Below are 17602 nucleotides of genomic sequence, written 5' to 3'. Positions count from 1 at the left end.
ATTGTTGGTTTGAGACTGCCGACAGAATGAGGGCCGCGGTGCTATCATTAAGCCATTGGTACAAAATGTAGCCGGACGGCTAAGGGAGGAAACCTATGAAGCCAATGCGCGCCATTCCTTTGAAGCAGGTCAAGATTGACGATTTTTTCTGGTCGAAGCGTCAGCAATTGATTCGGGAGACCGCCATTCCTTACCAGTGGGATGCGTTGAACGATACGATTCCGGACACCGAACCGAGCCATACGGTGGACAATTTCCGGATTGCCGCCGGAGAGTTGAAGGCGGATTTTTACGGGCAGGTGTTCCAGGACAGCGACCTGGCCAAATGGCTGGAGGCCGCCGCCTACGCCGTCTCCCTGAAGCGGGATGACAAGCTGGAGCGCATAGCCGACGAAGTGATCGAGCTGCTGGAACGGGCTCAACAGGAGGACGGTTATTTAAACACCTACTTCACGGTGGCAAAGCCCGGGCGGAAATGGACCAATTTGCGCGACGATCACGAGCTGTATTGCGCGGGCCATCTGATCGAGGCCGCAGTCGCTTACTACGAGGCAACGGGGAAAAAGAAAGCGCTTGACGTCATGACCCGCTATGCCGACCATATCGCCGCCGTCTTCGGCCCGGAACCCGGGCAAATTCGCGGATATGACGGACACCCGGAAATCGAGCTCGCGCTGGTGAGGCTGTATCATGCGACCGGCAACGGCAAATATTTGGAGTTAAGCAAATATTTCGTCGAGGAACGCGGCCGGGAGCCCTATTTTTTTGACGATGAGGAGAAGAAGCGTACCGAGCACCGGGTGGCGAAGCGCAGGGCGGACTATTTTCAGGCGCATCTGCCTGTGCGCGAGCAGACAACCGCCGAAGGCCATGCGGTCCGGGCGCTGTATTTGTTCAGCGGTGCAGCCGATATTGCGGCCGAATATAACGATAGCGGCTTGCTTGAAGCGTGCAAAACATTGTGGCGCAACGTGACGCAGAAGCGGATGTACATTACGGGGGGCATCGGTTCCAATGAATATTGGGAATCGTTCACCGTGGATTACGATCTGCCCAACGACCGGGCTTACACGGAAACTTGCGCAGCGATCAGCCTGATGTTCTGGGCGAGCCGCCTGCTGCAAAACGAAAGGGACCGGGAATACGCCGATGTCATGGAGCGCGTGCTGTACAATGGCATTCTCAGCGGCATCTCGCTCGACGGCAAACGGTATTTTTACGTCAACCCGCTTGAAGTTTGGCCGGCCGCCTGCGACCTGCGCGAAGATTTGCGTTCGGTGCAGCGGGAGCGGATGCCGTGGTTCGGCTGTGCTTGCTGTCCGCCGAACATCGCCAGGCTGATCGCTTCGCTCGGGCAGTACATCTACTCCTACGATGAAGGGCAGCAGGAATTGTTCGTGCATTTGTACATAGGCGGCAGCGTGCGGCAAACGATTCACGGAAACGGCGTGGAAATTCGCCAGCAAACGAATTATCCGTGGGATGAGCGCGTAACGCTGACCGTTGCGGGGGAGGCGGAGCAGATGGGCGAGTTCACAATAGCGCTCCGTTTGCCCGCTTGGTGCAAAGATGTTCGCATTGCCGTCAACGGAGCCCCGCTCGATCTTGCCGATTGCACGCACAAAGGCTATGCGAAAATAAAGCGGGAATGGCGGAGCGGCGACAGCATCGAAATGACGCTTCCGATGCCGGTTGAAAAAGTGCGCGCTCATCCGAAAGTGCGGGAAAATGCCGGGAAGCTTGCTTTGCAGCGCGGTCCGATCGTATTTTGCCTGGAGGAGGCGGACAACGGCGGCAACTTGCGGGACCTCTGGGTAACGGCGGGCTCGCGTTTCTCGGCTGCATTCCAGCCGGACTTGCTGGATGGGGTGACCGTTCTCGACGGCGAAGCGTGGCGGTCGGCCGGCGGCTCCGATTCGGACAGCTTATATGCGACCGCCGAATACGAAAGAACGCCGGTTCCGATCCGCGCGATCCCTTATTACGCATGGGCGAACCGGGAACCGGGCGAGCTCGCCGTGTGGCTCCATGAGTACCGCAAATAAGCGAATAGACGATTTTTCCCTGGCGGGTTCATGAAGCCGGGGAATTTTTGTATCGTTAGGCAGCGATGATTGACAGATCGGGAGGTGCTTGGTTTGTTCCGCAATTTGAAAGAATCGCTCAGTGTGCGCACGATCCGCGGCAAGTTTTTTTTATTTGCGACGTATTTGATCCTGATTCCGATGGTTCTGCTCAGCATTACGTTTTACCAGATCGCCGCCAAAAAACTCGGCTCCAATGCGATGGACCACGCGACCGCTTCGCTGCGGATGGAGGAGCTTTATATGGACCGGGTCATCAAGGAATTGAGCGACCTGACCAACGTTATACTGGGCGACGCGGAAATACAGCGGATTTTGTCCAACAAGTCCGTGGACGATTTTGAGTACATTCTCAATGTCGACAAAGTGACGAAGCTGATGAACGTTTACACGCAAACGAAGCCGTTCATTACGTCTTATTTGATTTATGCCAAACATGGCAGCGAAAAAAAGCAGTTTTACCGGGGGAGCATCGCCGATTCCGTCTTTTTCGGCTCGCGGCACCTGCTGGACCCGGACATGGCGAACCGCTATTACAAGCAGCTGCTGGAGCGCAATTCGCTGCTCTGGATCAATGAGGACCCTTTTGCCGGCAATAATGCGAGCGCGAATTCGAACCGGATGATCGTCGGCAAGCTGCTGAAAAAAACGGAAGGGGATTACGAGAATCTCGGTTTCGTGATGCTGGAGATCGATAAAGCGGTATTTTTTCAGGGGCTGCAATTTTTAAACCAGTCGGAGAAATCGCAAATTTTCGTGCTGAACGAGCAGGGCGAGCTGCTGTATCATATGCCGCAATTAGCCGGGGAGCAGGAGAGCGGGGCCGCTCAAGTGCTGCGCAAGTTCCATCTGACCGAATCGGTCACGAGGCAGAAGCTGGGCTGGAACGGGAAGACGTATATCGGCGCCGCCATGACGAACGAAAGAACCGGCTGGAAAATTGTTAACATGATCGAATACAACAAGTTGTTTGAGGATGCGAACGAAATCGGCACGATTACGATCAAAACGTTTTTGTTTGTTTTGCTGATCGGCTGGCTGATTGCGCTGCGGCTCAGCAATTCCGTCAGCCGCCCGCTCCACAGGCTGCGCTCGATGATGGCCGTCAACCACTTGACGTCCGCTGACAGCTACAAGTTCAATACGGCCGATGAAGTCGGCCAGATCGGCGCCAAATTCGTGCGGATGACCGAGGAAAACCAGCGGCTGAACCAGCAGGTGTACGACGCTCTGCTCAAGAGCAAGGAAGCGGAAATCCAGGTGCTGCAAGCCCAGATCAATCCGCATTTTTTGTACAATACGCTGGAGGCGCTCAACGGTTTTGCCGTTGCCAACAACCAGCCGGTCATGAGCGATGTCATCGGGGCGTTCGGCAAATTTTTTCGCATCACGCTGAGCAAAGGGAACGATTTGATCACCGCAGCCGATGAGCTTGAGCATGTTTCCGCCTACGTGAAAGTGCAGCAGTTCCGCTTCAAAGACAAGTTCGAGTGGATTTCCGAAGTGGACGAGGGTATGATGGCGTATTTTGTGCCGAAATTGATTTTGCAGCCCCTTGTGGAAAATGCGATTTATCACGGCATGAAGGACAAGACGGGCATAGGCATGATTATGCTGACCGGCGAATGGGCGGATGGCGTGCTGAAATTTCATATTACCGACGACGGGCAAGGGATTACGGAGGAAAGGCTGAAGGAAATCAGGGATTCGCTGAGAGACGCCCAACCGGGCAAAATTTACGGCTTGAAAAATGTGCACGACCGGCTGCGGCTCCGTTTCGGCGAGCAGTTCGGGGTGCAAATTTCCGGCGAGGCAGGGGCCTATACGACCGTATCGGTAACGATGCCTGCGATTGCGCAGCATAGCTTGCAGCAAGCAAAGTATGTGACTGGAGGCGATGGAAATTGATCAAGGTCATGATCGTGGATGATGAGTTCTATATACGCGAAGGACTCAAAAAGGCGGATTTGTGGGACGAGTTGGCGCTCGAGTGCGCGTGCGAAGCGGAAGACGGCGAACAGGCGTGGGACGTCTACCGCATCGTAAAGCCGGATATTGTGCTGCTGGACATCAACATCCCCAAAATGAACGGTATGGAGCTGGCCCAGCGCATTCGCGCAGACAACGAGGACATCCCGATTATTTTTCTCACCGGATACGACGAATTCGAGCTGATGAAAGAAGCGATCTCCCTGCAAGCGTCCGATTATTTGCTCAAACCGGTGATCCGCGACGAACTGCATGACGCGCTGCGCAAAGCGAAGCACCGGGCGCTAAAGCGGGCGGGCCAGCATCAGAACCTGGACCGTTTGCGGCAGCAGGTCGATTCCTACAGCAAGGCGGCCTACGAGCAGTGGATGATCGAGCTGCTGCAGCAGCGGCGCCCATTGGGCGAATGCTTGGCTTTGCTCGCTCCTTTGGGCATACATTTCGATGATGACAGCTGTTACGCCGTAATTTGCAGTGAGTTGGATGATTGCCAGCCGCAAACGGACGGTCATCAGGGCCAGGATTCCCAGCCCAGCCGGTATGCGTTCCGCAAGCTCGTTGAGCAAGCGCTGGAGTCGTTTGAGCGTGTACATATTTTGAATGACAACTCTTGCAGAGTCATTGTTTGGGTCGTTTGTCCGGAAGCCGGCAGCGACAGCTTGAGCGGAATTGCCAGACGATTGCGCAGCGTCTTCGGCGAATGTTTGAAAGCGGAGGTCAGCATCGGGATCAGCAGCCAGGTCAAGGGGGTGGGGCAAGTTCATACCGCCTATATCGAAGCGCTGCGCGCGGTCGAGTACAAGGCGATCGTCGGGTGCGGGCAAACGATTCCGTATTCGTCCATTCGCCTAACGGTGTCGCCGCCTAACCGGCTGCTCAACAAAGAGCTGTATTTGCTGAGCGAGATGCGGGCGGGCAATGATGGGAACGTTTTGAACGTTTTTCGGGAATGGTCCGAGGAATTGCGGGGAATGTCCTGGAGCGAGGTGAAGCTGGTCGCTTCGCATCTTATTTTGTTCGTCATGCGGCTGTTCAAGGAAGCCGGGCTGCGAAGCGAGGCCGTTTCTTACGCCAGCCCTTTGATGGATTTGGACAACTGCCGGACGCTCGGCGAATTGCTTGACTTTATGACCGCTTATATGGCCGAGGTCAGCCGGATGATCCGCCAGTCCCGGGAAGTGCCGGCGCACAAGATGATCGAACAGGCGAAGGCGTGGATTCGCTGCCATTTGTCCGAAGACCTCAGCTTGGTCAATCTGGCCCAACACCTGAATATTAGTCCGAAATATCTCAGCATGCGGTTCAAACAGGCGACGGGCGAAACATTCGGCGAATTCTCGACGCGGATCCGGTTCGAACGAGCCAAGGAGCTGCTGATGGACCCTTCGCTGAAAATTTTGGATACGGCCGTACAGGTAGGCTTTACGGATACGAACTATTTCAGCATGGCGTTCAAGAAGCATATCGGCGTGACGCCGACGGAATACCGGAAGCGGTTTTTATAAAGTTTGTATGAAGTTTTATGAAATCATCTTACCAAAACAAAGAGCATGAGGACATATTCGATTGTCCGCGCGGACGCTCCTTCCCATAATAAAGAGGTAAGCCAAAATCAGTCTTATGAAGAGGGGAGCCATCTTATGAAAAGTAAAAAATGGTTCATCACGGCTGTGCTACTGGCGTTGTCCGCTGCCCTGACGGCGTGCACCAGTGCCCCGGATTCCAAGGGCGCCTCGGGACCTGCGGGGACGGCTGCGGTGAACCCCAAAGAGGTTGTGAAGCTGAAGTTTATGTTCTGGGGCAGCAACGAAGAGAAGAAAGCCGTCGAAGTGATGGTCAAAGCGTTCAATGATAGCCATCCGAACATCCAGGTGGCGGCGGAGCACGTGCCCGGCGATTACACCACGAAAATCAACACGCTGATGGCTTCCAACGAGCTGCCCGATATCGCCTATTTGCCGGACTCCTTCGCTTCCAAATGGGGAGAAGAAGGCAAACTGCTCGATTTCACTCCGTATTTAAAAGATTCGACTGAGCTGCAAAACCGGCTGCCGGCATCGTTTTACTACAGCGCACCGGGCAAGGTCGTAGGCAATGCGACGGCCGCCGAGGTGATGGTGCTTTATTACAACAAGGATTTGTTCAAGGAAGCGGGACTTGAGCTGCCTCCGGCCGAAGCCGGCAAGGCGTGGACATGGAACGAATTTGTCGAGGTTGCCAAAAAATTAACGAAGGACAAGAACGGCAAGACCGCGGCCGATCCCGCTTTCGATCCGAAAAATATCGTGCAGTACGGCTTTTCCTTCGGCGCCGACCGGGCGAGCTGGGGGCCGCTCATGGCGAGCAACGGCGCGGGCATCACGGACCAGACAGGCATGAAATATACGATGAACAGTCCCGAATCCGTAGAGGTGTTCCAGGCGCTGCAAGATTTGCTGTTCAAGTATCACGTCTCGCCGGATTTGGTCCAGCAGCAAAATATGCCGGATAACTACGTGCGGCTGCAGACACGCAAAGTGGCGATGGTACTGGACGGCACCTGGGCCCAGCTCGATATTTCCAGAGCGAAAATCAACTACGGCATAGGCGTGCTGCCGAAATTCAAAGAGCCCAGAACGACTTACATCGCAGGCGCGAGCGTCGTTTTTGCGAATACGAAGCACCCGAAGGAAGCGATGGAGTTTTACAAATTCCACAACAACCCGGAGCAGGTCGACCTCTACAAAATCGGCTTGTGGATGCCCGTGGAAACGAAATATTATACCGACCAGGCGGCGATTGATTTGTGGACGAAAAACGATGTTCATCCCCCCGAATGGAAAACGGCGGCCATAGATTACGCTTTGAAATATTCGGTGAAATCGCCCACTTCCGATTTGAAAAATTGGTCGGAGATGAGCACCAAAATTACGCCAGCCCTCGATATGATCTGGACGAACAAAAAGCCGGCCAAAGAGGTGCTGGACGGGCTGGAAAAAGACGTGCAGCCGCTCCTGAAAGGGAAGTATGCGGATAAATAACGGGACATAAGGAGGTGGAAACGTGCGGGGCAAAGTATCGGGCATTTCGCGAATGGAAAGAAACTGGGGCCTATTATTTGCGCTTCCGCCGATATTGGGACTCATCTGCTTTACGCTGTATCCTGTGGCTGCTTCGTTTTTTTACAGCTTGACGGATTGGAGCATCGGAAGCGATTGGCATTTTGTCGGCCTGGACAATTATAAGACGATTTTTACGGCCGATCCGCTGTTCAGTCAATCTTTGTTCGTAACGAGCTACTACGCTCTGGGCAGCGTGCCTGTCATGCTGCTCGCCGCCTTTGCCGTAGCTTTTCTATTGAACCAGAAAGTCAGGGGATTGGCGATTTTCCGCACGATATTTTATTTGCCGACGATCGTTCCCGCCATTGCCAATACGATGCTCTGGATCTGGATTTTCAACCCGGACTTCGGGCTTGTGAACGCCATGCTCAAATTAGTCGGGCTGCCCACATCGCAATGGATTTACAGCGAAACGACGGCCATTCCGTCGCTGATCCTGATGAGCTCGTGGGGCGTAGGCAACTCGGTGCTTATATTTCTGGCCGGCTTGCAGGCCGTGCCCGCTCATTTGTATGAGGCCGTCGAGGTCGATGGCGGCAGCCGATGGCACAAATTCCGGCACATTACGATCCCCTGCATGACGCCGACGATTTTTTTCAACCTGGTCATGTCGCTGATCGGTACGTTCCAGGCTTTCAACCAAGCTTACATCATGACGCAGGGAGGCCCGAACAACGCAACTTTGTTCTACGTGTTCTACTTGTTCCGCAAAGCGTTCACGGAATCCCGGATCGGCTACGCATCGGCGCTGGCGTGGATTTTGTTCATCATCATCATGGTATTGACGCTGATCGTGTTTAAAACTTCGAACAAATGGGTTCATTACGAGGAAGGGGGGAGACCGTGAGCCATACGACCGCAGGTGCAGCCGCAGGAACGGCTATCCGTTACGGGAAACGGTTTTCCCTGATCAGGCTTTGGATCTATGTCATTCTGATCGTCGGCAGCGCCGGCATGATGTTCCCGTTTTTTTGGCTGCTGCGCAGCTCCTTGATGGATAACAGCCAAATTTTCGTTTTTCCGCCGCAGTGGATTCCCGATCCGTTCAAATGGAGCAATTATTCGGAATCGCTGACCGCCGTCCCTTTTTTTCAATATTTGAAAAACACGTTGACGATCGAGCTTTTTACGATCTCCGGCGTGATGATTACGAGCATTATGGCGGCTTACAGCTTCGCCCGCTTGAGATGGCCGGGAAGAGATTTTATTTTCGCCCTGCTTTTGTCAACGATGATGCTGCCGTATGCCGTCACATTAATTCCGACGTTCATGGTGTGGAAAAGCGTCGGGGGGCTCAACACATTCCTGCCTTTAACCGTTCCGGCCTGGTTCGGCGGCGGCGCCTTCAACATATTTTTGCTGCGCCAGTTTTTTATGAGCATTCCGAAAGAGCTGGACGAAGCCGCATATATGGACGGGGCCAAACCGTTCACGGTGCTGTGCAAAATTATTGTGCCGCTGGCCAAACCGGCGATGATCGTCGTGGGCATCTTCACGTTCATCGACGTTTGGAACGATTTTCTCGGGCCGATCATTTATTTGAGCGGCAATGAAAAGTTTACGCTGGCCCTCGGCCTGGCTACGTTCAAAGGGCTGTATAACGCGCAATGGGGTTATCTCATGGCTGCTTCCGCAGCGATCGTAGCTCCGGTACTGGTGCTGTTTTTCGTGGCGCAGCGTTATTTTATCGAAGGCATTACGTTAACCGGAATTAAAGGCTAGCCGCCGGAAGACGCTTTGCTACTACAAGGGAAAGAGAGTTGATTGCGATGGAAGCCTACAGGCTGCAGCGGGTTCGGGAGCAATTGCAGGCGCAGAACCTTGACGCGCTTCTCGTGACGCATGCGATGAACCGCAAATATGTAACCGGTTTTACGGGTTCGGCCGGTTTTGTTGTCATCACGCAGGACAGGGCGGTGTTGTTTACCGATTTTCGCTATACCCGCCAAGCGAACGAGCAGGCTGGGCTGTACGAGGTGATCCAGCATGGAGTGAAAGCGATCGATTCGATCCATGAACTGCTGGTGTCGGAGCAAGTGGGCAGACTCGGATTCGAGCAAAACGACGTTTCGTTCGGCGCGTACACCGCCTACAGGGAGAAGTTCGCAGACATCGAAATGGTGCCTGTCAAAGAGATCGTGGAACAGATCCGCGCCTATAAAGACGAGGGCGAACTGGAAGCGATCCGTAAGGCGGTGAGCATTACCGACCAGGCTTTTGCGGATATTTTGAACATTATGAAGCCCGGCATGACCGAGCTTGACGTTTCCGCCGAGCTGGAATATTCGATCCGCAAGAGCGGCGCGCCGTCCACCGCCTACAACACGATCGTAGCCTCCGGCGAACGCTCCGCCCTGCCGCACGGCCTCGCAAGCGCCAAGAAGCTGGGTACGGGCGAATTCGTCACCATGGATTTCGGGGCGCTATACGGCGGGTATTGTTCCGATTTGACGCGAACCGTCTTCATCGGCAAGCCTGACAAGAAGCACATGGACATTTATGACATCGTGCTTGAGGCGAACAGGACGGTGCTGGCCGGGATCAAGCCGGGCATGTCCGGGAAGGAAGCGGATTCGCTCGGCAGGGATGTCATCGCCAAATACGGCTACGCGGACCATTTCGGACACGGGCTCGGACACGGATTCGGCCTGGAAATCCACGAGCCGCTGCGGCTTTCGCAAACAAGCGAAGATATTTTGCAGCCGGGGATGGTGCTTACGGTCGAGCCCGGCATCTATATTCCGGGTTTCGGCGGGGTGCGCATCGAAGACGACATTTTGATTACGGAGACGGGCATTGAAGTGCTGACGAAGTCCGACAAAGCGCTCATTGTTCTGTAACCGCCGCATGGCGGGCCGCTAAGCAAAGAGGTGACGGAAAGACGATGAACCATCATACGGCAGACGTTGTAATCATTGGCGGCGGGATTATCGGGATGGCAATAGCCTACTATGCGGCACAGCGCGGCATGGACGTAATCGTTGTGGAGCGCGGTGAAATATCCGGGGGCACATCGTCGCGCTGCGACGGCAACATTTTGGCGATTGACAAAGACCCCGGATTCGACAGCCGGATGTCGCTCAAATCCCAGGAGCTGGTCGCCGGGCTGGCGCGCGAGCTGGACGAGGAGTTCGAATACCGGGCTCCCGGCAGCATTCTCGTCTGCGAAACCGACGAAGAGATGGCCGCCGCAGAGCGGTGGGTCGCCCGGCAGCAAGCTGCGGGGCTGCCGTTCCGCATGCTGGACCGGCACGATTTGCGCGACGAGTGGCCGCATTTGGCCGACGATTTGCCGGGCGGTTTGGAGTGCGCGACCGACTCTACGGTCAATCCCGTGCTGCTGACCTACTCGCTCGCAACGACGGCGCAGCGGCTCGGTGCGCGGATGCTCGCGCATACGCCGGTGACGGCGATTCTGCTCGATGCCGGCCGCAAAGTCCGCGGCGTGGAAACCGCGAACGGCGTTATTCTGGCGCCAACGGTGATCAATGCGGCCGGCATATGGGCGAAGCAGATCGGCGCCATGGTCGGCCTCGACATTCCGATCGAGCCGCGGAAAGGGCACATTTTGGTATCCATGCGCTCGCCGAGCATCGGCCGCCGCAAGGTGATGGAGTTCGGCTATTTGATCAGCAAGTTCGGGGGAACGCGCAAAGTCGACCCGGACGTCGAAAAATACGGCGTCGCCCTCGTGTTCGAGCCGACGGCGTCGCAAAATTTTCTGATCGGCAGCAGCCGCCAGTTCGTCGGCATGCATACGGGCATCGACCCGTATGTGATCCGGCTGATCGCCGAGCGGGCGATCCGCTTTTTTCCGGCCATCCGGGATATCCCGATGCTGCGCGCCTATGCGGGGCTGCGGCCGTGGACGCCGGATCATCTCCCGATCGTATCCCGGGTCGACGACATCCCGGGATTGTACATTGCCGCCGGGCATGAGGGCGACGGCATCAGCCTCGCCGCCGTAACCGGCAAGCTGATCAGCGAAATGCTGTGCGGAGAGCCGACCTGCATTCCGGCCGAGCCGCTGCATTACAGCCGTTTTCAAAATAAAAGCGAACATCAGGTGATTTTATGAAGCTGTCCAAACTCGTAACGACGATCGATACGCATACAGGGGGCAATCCGACCCGGACGGTGACGAGCGGCGGGCCCAAGCTGTACGGAAATACGATGAAAGACAAAATGGTATACATGTCCGAGGCACACGACGATTTCAGGCGCGCGCTCATGTTCGAGCCCCGCGGGCATGAAGTGATGTCCGGCTGCATATTGACCGAGCCCTGCGATCCTTCGGCGGATATCGGCGTCGTCTTCATCGAAACCGGCGGCTACTTGCCGATGTGCGGCCACGATACGATCGGCGTCTGCACCGCCTTGATCGAAGGCGGCATATTCCCGCTGGATAAACGGGTGATTCGGCTCGATACGCCGGCCGGTCTCGTCGTGGCCGATCTGGATATCGAGAACGGCAAAGTGAAGCAGGTCGCGTTCACGAACGTTCCTTCTTTTTTATACATGAAAGAGGTGCCCGTTCCCGTGAAGGGGTTCGGCGACATTGCCGTCGACATTGCTTATGGCGGCAATTTTTACGGAATCGTCGATGCGAGGCCGCTAGGTTTGCCGCTTGAGCCGAATAACGCTTCCGCCATTATTCGATTGGGCATTCAAATCCGGGATGCCGTGAACGCCGTGCGGGAAATCGTGCACCCGGAAATACCGGAGATACGCGGTTTGACTCATATCGAGTTCTATAGCGACCCGGCTTCGCCATCGGCCCGCTGCCGCAATGCCGTTGTCATTCCGCCCGGCGGCATCGACAGATCCCCGTGCGGCACCGGCACTTCGGCGAAAGCGGCGGTCTTATATGCCAGAGGCGAGCTCGGATTGAACGAGACATTCTTGCACGAAAGCATTGTTGGGTCGATGTTCGCCGCAACATGCCTGCAAGAAACGAGCGTAGGCGGTTTCCCGGCGATCGTTCCGCACATTTCCGGTTCGGCCTGGGTTACCGGGCTGCACCAGTTTGTTTTTCATGACAAAGACCCGCTGAAAAACGGATTTTTCCTGCTGTAACTGCCGGAACCGACTTTGGGAGGCTGGACGATGGAATTCAATAAGCTGTTTACAACGATCGATACGCATGCCGGCGGGGAGCCTCTGCGTATCGTAACCGGGGGCATCCCTTACCTGCAAGGGAGCAATCAATGGGAGCGGGCCGACTGCTTCCGGCGGAATTTCGATTCGATCCGTTCGTTTTTAATGGCGGAGCCGCGGGGGCACCACGGCATGACCGGGTGCGTCATTACGCCCCCGGCTTCCGCAGACGGCCATTTCGGCGCGCTGTTCATGCATAACGCAGGCTTCAGCGCGATGAGCGGGCACGGCATTATCGCCGCCGTCACGGCGCTGCTGGAGACAGGCCGGCTTCATCCGGGCGAAGCGGAGGCGGCGGATAAGGCGGATAAGGCGGATAAGGTGGATACGGGCATCCGCATCGACACCCCGGCTGGCCGGATAACGGCTTACGCGGTGTGCGAAGGCAGCGAAGTCGCATCGGTATCCTTCGATAACGTGCCTTCATTCGTCTATGCGGCAGACGTTCCCGTTGCCCTGAACGGTATGGATTTCAGCGTGGATATTGCGTTCGGCGGCGCTTTTTACGCGATTGTTGAAGCCGGCGCGCTGGGCGGGCTCCGGCTGCAGGAGAGCGAGCTGCCCGAATTGCAGCGGTGGGGACGGCAGCTGAAGCGGGAGATCGAAGCCCGCATGCACATCGCGCATCCGCTTGAGCGGCATTTGACTGGGCTTGAGGGCGTCGTGTTCGCGGATTCGAACAACGTGCGCCGGCCCGGTTCGAATTACCGCAGCGTGACCGTGTTCGCAGGCGATCAGTTCGACCGCTCGCCCGGCGGGACGGGAGTTTGCGCCCATATGGCGGCGTCGGTTCATCGCGGCAAGCTGAAGCTTGGCGAAGCATGCGTGTACGAAGGAATCGCAGGCTCGCAGATCACCGGCGAGGCCGTCATGGAAACGAGCATAGGAACGCGCCCCGCGATTATTCCGCGAATCACCGGCAATGCGTTTATTACAGGCTTGCTGCAATTTGTCGCAGACCCGGCCGATCCGCTGGCCGAAGGTTTTTTATTGCGCTAACCTTTGCGCTTTAAAAATAAACAAATGATCCATGGAGAGGAGCAACTGCAATGACCCGTTTTGAAGGCGTCTATGTCGCCATTGTCACACCGTTTACGAAGGAATATGAGGTGGATTTCGGAAGGCTGCATGAACTGTGCAATTGGCTGATCGATCAAGGAGTTCATGGCCTGGTACCGACAGGCTCGCTGGGCGAATATGCGACGCTTTCGGGCGACGAGCGCGCCCGCGTTGTCGAAACCGTCGTCAAGGCCGCAGCAGGCCGGGTTCCGGTGGTACCCGGTTCCGCTGCTCCATCGACGGCACAAGCCGTCAGTTGGGTGCGCCACGCGAAAGAAGCGGGGGCCGCGGGCGTGATGGCTTTGCCGCCGATCAATTACAAGCCTTTGAAGCACGAAGTGTTCGCCCATTATGAAGCGCTGTCGAGCGTAGGGCTGCCAATAATCGCCTACAACAACCCTCACGATTACAAAGTCGATATGACGCCGGATTTTCTCGCCGAGCTGTCCACAATCGAAAACGTCGTTGCCGTCAAAGAGTTTTCGGGCGACATTCGCCGCGTTCACGATATTTTGGCCAAAACGGACCTGGAAGTGATGATCGGCGTCGACGACCTGGCGATGGAAGGCCCGCTTTTCGGCGCTACGGGCTGGATATCCGGCGTTCCCAACGCGCTGCCCAAAGAAGGAGTCGAGCTGTTTCAATTGGCGCGAGCGGGGAAAGCGAAGGAAGCCCAGGAGCTGTACCGCTATTTGCTCCCTTTGTTCCACTTTGACGCAAGCCCGCAGCTCGTTCAATCGATCAAATACATGATGGAGCTGTCCGGATTCCCCGTAGGTCCGACCCGCCCGCCGAGACTGCCGCTGCCGGAAGCCGACTATGCGCAAATCAAGCAGGCATACGAGTATGCTGTCAACCGGAAGTAACATATGAACGAGGAGGGAATTACAGGTGCACAGTAAAAACTGGATCGGAGGGGAATGGATCACGCCCGGTGCGGGCGAGCTGACCGTCCAAAACCCTTCCAACCTGCGGGAAAGTGTCGGCGTGCTTCATCTTTCGGATGCGCCGCAGGTCATGCAGGCTGAACAGGCGGCCCGCATTGCGCTTAGCTCGTGGTCTCGACTGACCGGAGCGGCGCGCGGGGAATATTTGTACAAAATGGCGTCGGCCTTGGCGGAAAGCGCCTCTGAGGTCGCCGCGCTGGCCAGCGCGGAAATGGGCAAGCCGATCACGGAGATGCGCGGAGAAGTCATGCGCGGAGTCAACCTGCTGCGCTACTACGCAGCCGAAGGCGTCCGCTCGAACGGCGACGTCATCCCTTCGAACGAAGCGAACGTGCTGCAATATACGAAGCGCGTGTCTCTCGGGGTCGTCGGCATCGTGACGCCGTGGAATTTTCCCGTTGCCATTCCGATTTGGAAAATCGCTCCCGCGCTCATTTGCGGAAATACGGTCGTGTGGAAACCTGCCGAGTCGGCTTCCTTGACGGCTGCGCGGCTTGCGGAAGTTTTTGCGGCCGCACAGCTTCCTGCGGGGGTGCTGAACCTGGTCATCGGCAAAGGCAGCCAAATCGGCGACGCGCTGCTTGAGCAGACGGCGCTGGATGCCGTGAGCTTCACGGGCTCTACCGCGACCGGAATGCGGGTGGCGGCCATATGCGCGCGCAGAAACATCAAGTACCAGACCGAAATGGGCGGGAAAAACGCCGCTATCGTCCTGCGCGATGCCGATTTGGAAAAGACGATTCCGATGATTCTCAGCGGCGCCTTCCGCTCCGCAGGGCAAAAATGTACGGCAACGAGCCGGATAATCGTCGAAAAGTCCGTTTACGAGCCGTTCGTAAGCGGGCTGAAACAAGCGCTTGCCGCGATTAAGCTTGCGCCAGCGCACGACCCATCGGCTTATCTCGGCCCGGTCGCATCCGCGAGCCAATACAAGACGGTCATGTCGTATGTGGCGATGGCTCATGAGCAAGCGGAAATCGTTGCGGAAGGGCTGGGTTCGGCGGAAGCGTTCGGCGGACATTACATTCGTCCGTTGGTCACCGCCGGCGTCGATGCGGACCATCCGCTCATTCAGGAGGAAATTTTCGGGCCTGTGGCCGCGCTTCTGCCTGCCCGCGATTTTGACGAGTCGATCGCTTTATGCAACCGGACCGTATTCGGTTTAAGCGCTTCCTTGTTTACGCAGAACTTATCCGCAGCCCACCGCTTTTTGGAAGAAGCGCAGGCCGGGATGGTGCGGGTGAACCAGGAAACCGCCGGAGTCGAGTACCAGGCGCCGTTCGGCGGCATGAAGCTGTCGAGCTCCCACACCCGCGAGCAGGGCCAGACGGCTCTTGATTTTTACAGCGAAATCAAAACGTGCGCAATCCAATTCTTTTAAATCCAAACAGGGACGGGGGGCAGGAGGATGAAGCCGTCAACGCTGATCATCTGCCGTTGTGAAGAAGTGACAATGGAGCAATTGGAGGAAGCCTATGCAGCAGGATGCCGCACTTCGCGCCAGTTGAAAATGAAAACACGGGCGTCGATGGGCGCTTGCCAGGGGCGGATTTGCAGACAACTGGTCGAAGCGTGGGTTCAAGAAAAAGCGCCCGGAACACCGAGAGACGCGGAGCTGCTGTCGTACCGGCCGCCCATCCGTCCCATTACTTTCGGCCAGTTGGCAAAGGGTGAATAATATGGACACGCTTCGCATAACGGACCATCCGATACTGGGCCGAAAAGAACAGCGCAGCCCCGTCGGCTTTACTTTTGACGGCAGGCCGATGACGGGCTTCGGCGGCGAAACCGTTGCCGCAGCTTTGCTGGCCGTCGGCGTCCGCACGCTCAGGAAGCATGAAGAGTCCGGGAACCCGCGCGGACTGTACTGCGCCATCGGGCACTGCATGGAATGCCGAGTGCAGCTTCAGGGCACGGGCATGGTTCGGGCGTGCCTGACGCCTCTTGAAGACGGGATGGTCCTGTTCTCGGGGCCGCAGCTGCCGAACGAAATCACGGGGAGGAAACTGCCATGAAACCAAAGCGGCGGCAGTGCGACCTTATTATTGTCGGAGCCGGTCCGGCAGGTCTGTCGGCGGCGGAGGTTGCAGCCGACAACGGCCTCAGCGTGACGGTCGTCGACGAATTTCCGGCGCCCGGCGGGCGCATGCCGGGCCAGTTCCATAACGAGCCCGGCAAAGGCTGGTGGATCGGCAAGCAGATCGCAGCGGAGCTGGTCGAGCAACTCGGCGAGCTCGGCGTGCAAATCCGCTGCGGCGTTTCCGTTTACGGCCTGCACAGAACGGATGGCGGCGATTGGGAAGTTGCGACGACCGAAGGCATCCTGTCATCGCCGTATGTTTTGCTGGCGACGGGCGCTGCGGAAATTCCGCTGCCGACGAAGGGCTGGACGCTCCCCGGCGTCATGTCCGTCGGCGCCGCCCAAGTGATGACGAACGTCCATTACGTGAAGCCGGGCAAGCGCGGGCTTATGATCGGCGTCAACGTGCTCGCCATGGCGATTGCCGGCGAGCTTGCCGCCGGCGGCGTCGATCTGGCCGGAATCGTACTGCCTTCCGGCCAGGCGGTCGCGGGGCAAGCCGCCGATCCGAAGAAGTGCCTGGAAGTGCTTATGGATGTATCGCACCTCGCTCCGTCGCCGTGGCTGCGCATGGGCGGGCGAATCGCCAAAGCGATGAACGTGTCCGGGAACGTCGTGAAATTGTTTCCCCGAAGCGGTGTGAAGATCGGCGGTATTCCGCTGATGCTGCGCACGGCCGCCCTGTCGATCAACGGAAATACGCAGGTGGAATCGGTCACGCTTGCCGATGTGAACGCGCAGGGAATCGCCATACCGGGCACCGAAAGGGAGTTGGCCGTCGACTTCGTCGCGCTTTCCGGCGGGCTCTATCCGTTAGCCGAGCTGGCCTCGGTCGCGGGCTGCCCGTTCATTTACATGCCGGAATTAGGCGGGCATATCCCGCTGCACGGCGAACGGATGCAAACCCCTGTGAAAGGGCTTTATGTGGCCGGAAATATTACCGGCGTGGAAAGCGCGCTCGTCGCCATGGCGCAGGGCAAGCTGGCCGCCGTATCGATATGCCATGACGCGGGTGTTTTTGGGGAGCAGGGGCTGGGCGAACAAATCATACTATCTGCGACCATGCATGTGGAGCAAGTCCGCGCTTCGGCCTTGATTCAATTCCATCCGGGAATTGCCGCTGCGCGGAGCAGGCTGTACCGGATGTGGCAGGATACGTTGAAAGTTGGTGGGTAAAATATGGAA

15 protein-coding genes are annotated in these 17602 nt (G+C 56.9%); all 15 read left to right on the top strand.

Annotation, left to right across the window (positions count from 1 at the left end; genetic code table 11):
* Nucleotides 1-95: 95 nt before the first annotated feature.
* The 15 genes from AC0LWT_RS10325 to AC0LWT_RS10255 all read left to right on the top strand — a co-directional run bounded on the left by AC0LWT_RS10325 (nucleotide 96) and on the right by AC0LWT_RS10255 (nucleotide 17593).
* The gene (locus AC0LWT_RS10325) at nucleotides 96-2045 is read left to right on the top strand and encodes a glycoside hydrolase family 127 protein (protein ID WP_474681152.1); all 1950 of its coding nucleotides are present in this window, start codon (nucleotides 96-98) and stop codon (nucleotides 2043-2045) included.
* A gap of 93 nt (nucleotides 2046-2138) precedes the next feature.
* Entirely contained in the window at nucleotides 2139-3992 is a 1854-nt protein-coding gene (locus AC0LWT_RS10320; protein ID WP_474681151.1) for a sensor histidine kinase, read from the top strand.
* On the top strand, nucleotides 3989-5578 hold the full coding sequence (locus AC0LWT_RS10315; RefSeq protein WP_474681150.1) for a response regulator: 1590 nt from the start codon (nucleotides 3989-3991) through the stop codon (nucleotides 5576-5578). The genes AC0LWT_RS10320 and AC0LWT_RS10315 overlap by 4 nt, the downstream gene beginning before the upstream one ends.
* A 135-nt stretch (nucleotides 5579-5713) precedes the next feature.
* Nucleotides 5714-7093: an ABC transporter substrate-binding protein gene (locus AC0LWT_RS10310; protein ID WP_474681149.1), complete on the top strand. Its 1380-nt coding sequence runs from the start codon at nucleotides 5714-5716 to the stop codon at nucleotides 7091-7093.
* 52 nt (nucleotides 7094-7145) lie between these two features.
* Complete coding sequence (locus AC0LWT_RS10305) at nucleotides 7146-8021, top strand: carbohydrate ABC transporter permease (protein ID WP_474681336.1); 876 nt, start codon at nucleotides 7146-7148, stop codon at nucleotides 8019-8021.
* The gene (locus tag AC0LWT_RS10300) at nucleotides 8018-8896 is read left to right on the top strand and encodes a carbohydrate ABC transporter permease (RefSeq protein ID WP_474681148.1); all 879 of its coding nucleotides are present in this window, start codon (nucleotides 8018-8020) and stop codon (nucleotides 8894-8896) included. The genes AC0LWT_RS10305 and AC0LWT_RS10300 overlap by 4 nt, the downstream gene beginning before the upstream one ends.
* A gap of 47 nt (nucleotides 8897-8943) precedes the next feature.
* Nucleotides 8944-10014 carry a M24 family metallopeptidase gene (locus AC0LWT_RS10295; RefSeq protein WP_474681147.1) on the top strand — a complete coding sequence of 357 codons (1071 nt, stop codon included), beginning with the start codon at nucleotides 8944-8946 and terminating at the stop codon, nucleotides 10012-10014.
* A gap of 44 nt (nucleotides 10015-10058) precedes the next feature.
* Nucleotides 10059-11252, top strand: coding sequence for an NAD(P)/FAD-dependent oxidoreductase (locus AC0LWT_RS10290; protein WP_474681146.1), 1194 nt, complete (start codon nucleotides 10059-10061; stop codon nucleotides 11250-11252).
* Nucleotides 11249-12250: a proline racemase family protein gene (locus tag AC0LWT_RS10285; protein WP_474681145.1), complete on the top strand. Its 1002-nt coding sequence runs from the start codon at nucleotides 11249-11251 to the stop codon at nucleotides 12248-12250. Before AC0LWT_RS10290 ends, AC0LWT_RS10285 begins: the two co-directional genes overlap by 4 nt.
* 30 nt (nucleotides 12251-12280) lie before the next feature.
* On the top strand, nucleotides 12281-13330 hold the full coding sequence (locus tag AC0LWT_RS10280) for a proline racemase family protein (RefSeq protein WP_474681144.1): 1050 nt from the start codon (nucleotides 12281-12283) through the stop codon (nucleotides 13328-13330).
* Nucleotides 13331-13380: 50 nt separating this feature from the next.
* Nucleotides 13381-14256: a dihydrodipicolinate synthase family protein gene (locus AC0LWT_RS10275; RefSeq protein WP_474681143.1), complete on the top strand. Its 876-nt coding sequence runs from the start codon at nucleotides 13381-13383 to the stop codon at nucleotides 14254-14256.
* Between the two features lie 25 nt (nucleotides 14257-14281).
* Nucleotides 14282-15718, top strand: coding sequence for an aldehyde dehydrogenase family protein (locus AC0LWT_RS10270; RefSeq protein WP_474681142.1), 1437 nt, complete (start codon nucleotides 14282-14284; stop codon nucleotides 15716-15718).
* A 27-nt stretch (nucleotides 15719-15745) separates the two neighbouring features.
* A complete protein-coding gene (locus tag AC0LWT_RS10265) occupies nucleotides 15746-16015 on the top strand; it encodes a (2Fe-2S)-binding protein (RefSeq protein WP_474681141.1) in 270 nt (89 codons plus the stop codon).
* Nucleotide 16016: 1 nt separating this feature from the next.
* On the top strand, nucleotides 16017-16352 hold the full coding sequence (locus AC0LWT_RS10260) for a (2Fe-2S)-binding protein (protein WP_474681140.1): 336 nt from the start codon (nucleotides 16017-16019) through the stop codon (nucleotides 16350-16352).
* Nucleotides 16349-17593 (top strand): NAD(P)/FAD-dependent oxidoreductase, encoded by a 1245-nt coding sequence (locus tag AC0LWT_RS10255; protein ID WP_474681139.1) that lies wholly within the window; start codon nucleotides 16349-16351, stop codon nucleotides 17591-17593. The genes AC0LWT_RS10260 and AC0LWT_RS10255 overlap by 4 nt, the downstream gene beginning before the upstream one ends.
* The last annotated feature ends 9 nt before the right edge of the window (nucleotides 17594-17602 follow it).

This window comes from Paenibacillus sp. sgz302164, from assembly GCF_056120505.1.
Note: the sequence above shows the minus strand (reverse complement) of the source record. Positions and strands in the feature narration are given on the sequence as shown.

Excerpts from the sequence above, each read along its gene's own strand:
- AC0LWT_RS10260 (WP_474681140.1), top strand. The coding sequence starts at position 16,017 with ATGGACACGCTTCGCATAACGGACCATCCGATACTGGGCCGAAAAGAA.
- AC0LWT_RS10265 (WP_474681141.1), top strand. The coding sequence starts at position 15,746 with ATGAAGCCGTCAACGCTGATCATCTGCCGTTGTGAAGAAGTGACAATG.
- AC0LWT_RS10310 (WP_474681149.1), top strand. The coding sequence starts at position 5,714 with ATGAAAAGTAAAAAATGGTTCATCACGGCTGTGCTACTGGCGTTGTCC.
- AC0LWT_RS10290 (WP_474681146.1), top strand. The coding sequence starts at position 10,059 with ATGAACCATCATACGGCAGACGTTGTAATCATTGGCGGCGGGATTATC.
- AC0LWT_RS10305 (WP_474681336.1), top strand. The coding sequence starts at position 7,146 with ATGGAAAGAAACTGGGGCCTATTATTTGCGCTTCCGCCGATATTGGGA.
- AC0LWT_RS10275 (WP_474681143.1), top strand. The coding sequence starts at position 13,381 with ATGACCCGTTTTGAAGGCGTCTATGTCGCCATTGTCACACCGTTTACG.
- AC0LWT_RS10295 (WP_474681147.1), top strand. The coding sequence starts at position 8,944 with ATGGAAGCCTACAGGCTGCAGCGGGTTCGGGAGCAATTGCAGGCGCAG.
- AC0LWT_RS10255 (WP_474681139.1), top strand. The coding sequence starts at position 16,349 with ATGAAACCAAAGCGGCGGCAGTGCGACCTTATTATTGTCGGAGCCGGT.
- AC0LWT_RS10325 (WP_474681152.1), top strand. The coding sequence starts at position 96 with ATGAAGCCAATGCGCGCCATTCCTTTGAAGCAGGTCAAGATTGACGAT.
- AC0LWT_RS10280 (WP_474681144.1), top strand. The coding sequence starts at position 12,281 with ATGGAATTCAATAAGCTGTTTACAACGATCGATACGCATGCCGGCGGG.
- AC0LWT_RS10285 (WP_474681145.1), top strand. The coding sequence starts at position 11,249 with ATGAAGCTGTCCAAACTCGTAACGACGATCGATACGCATACAGGGGGC.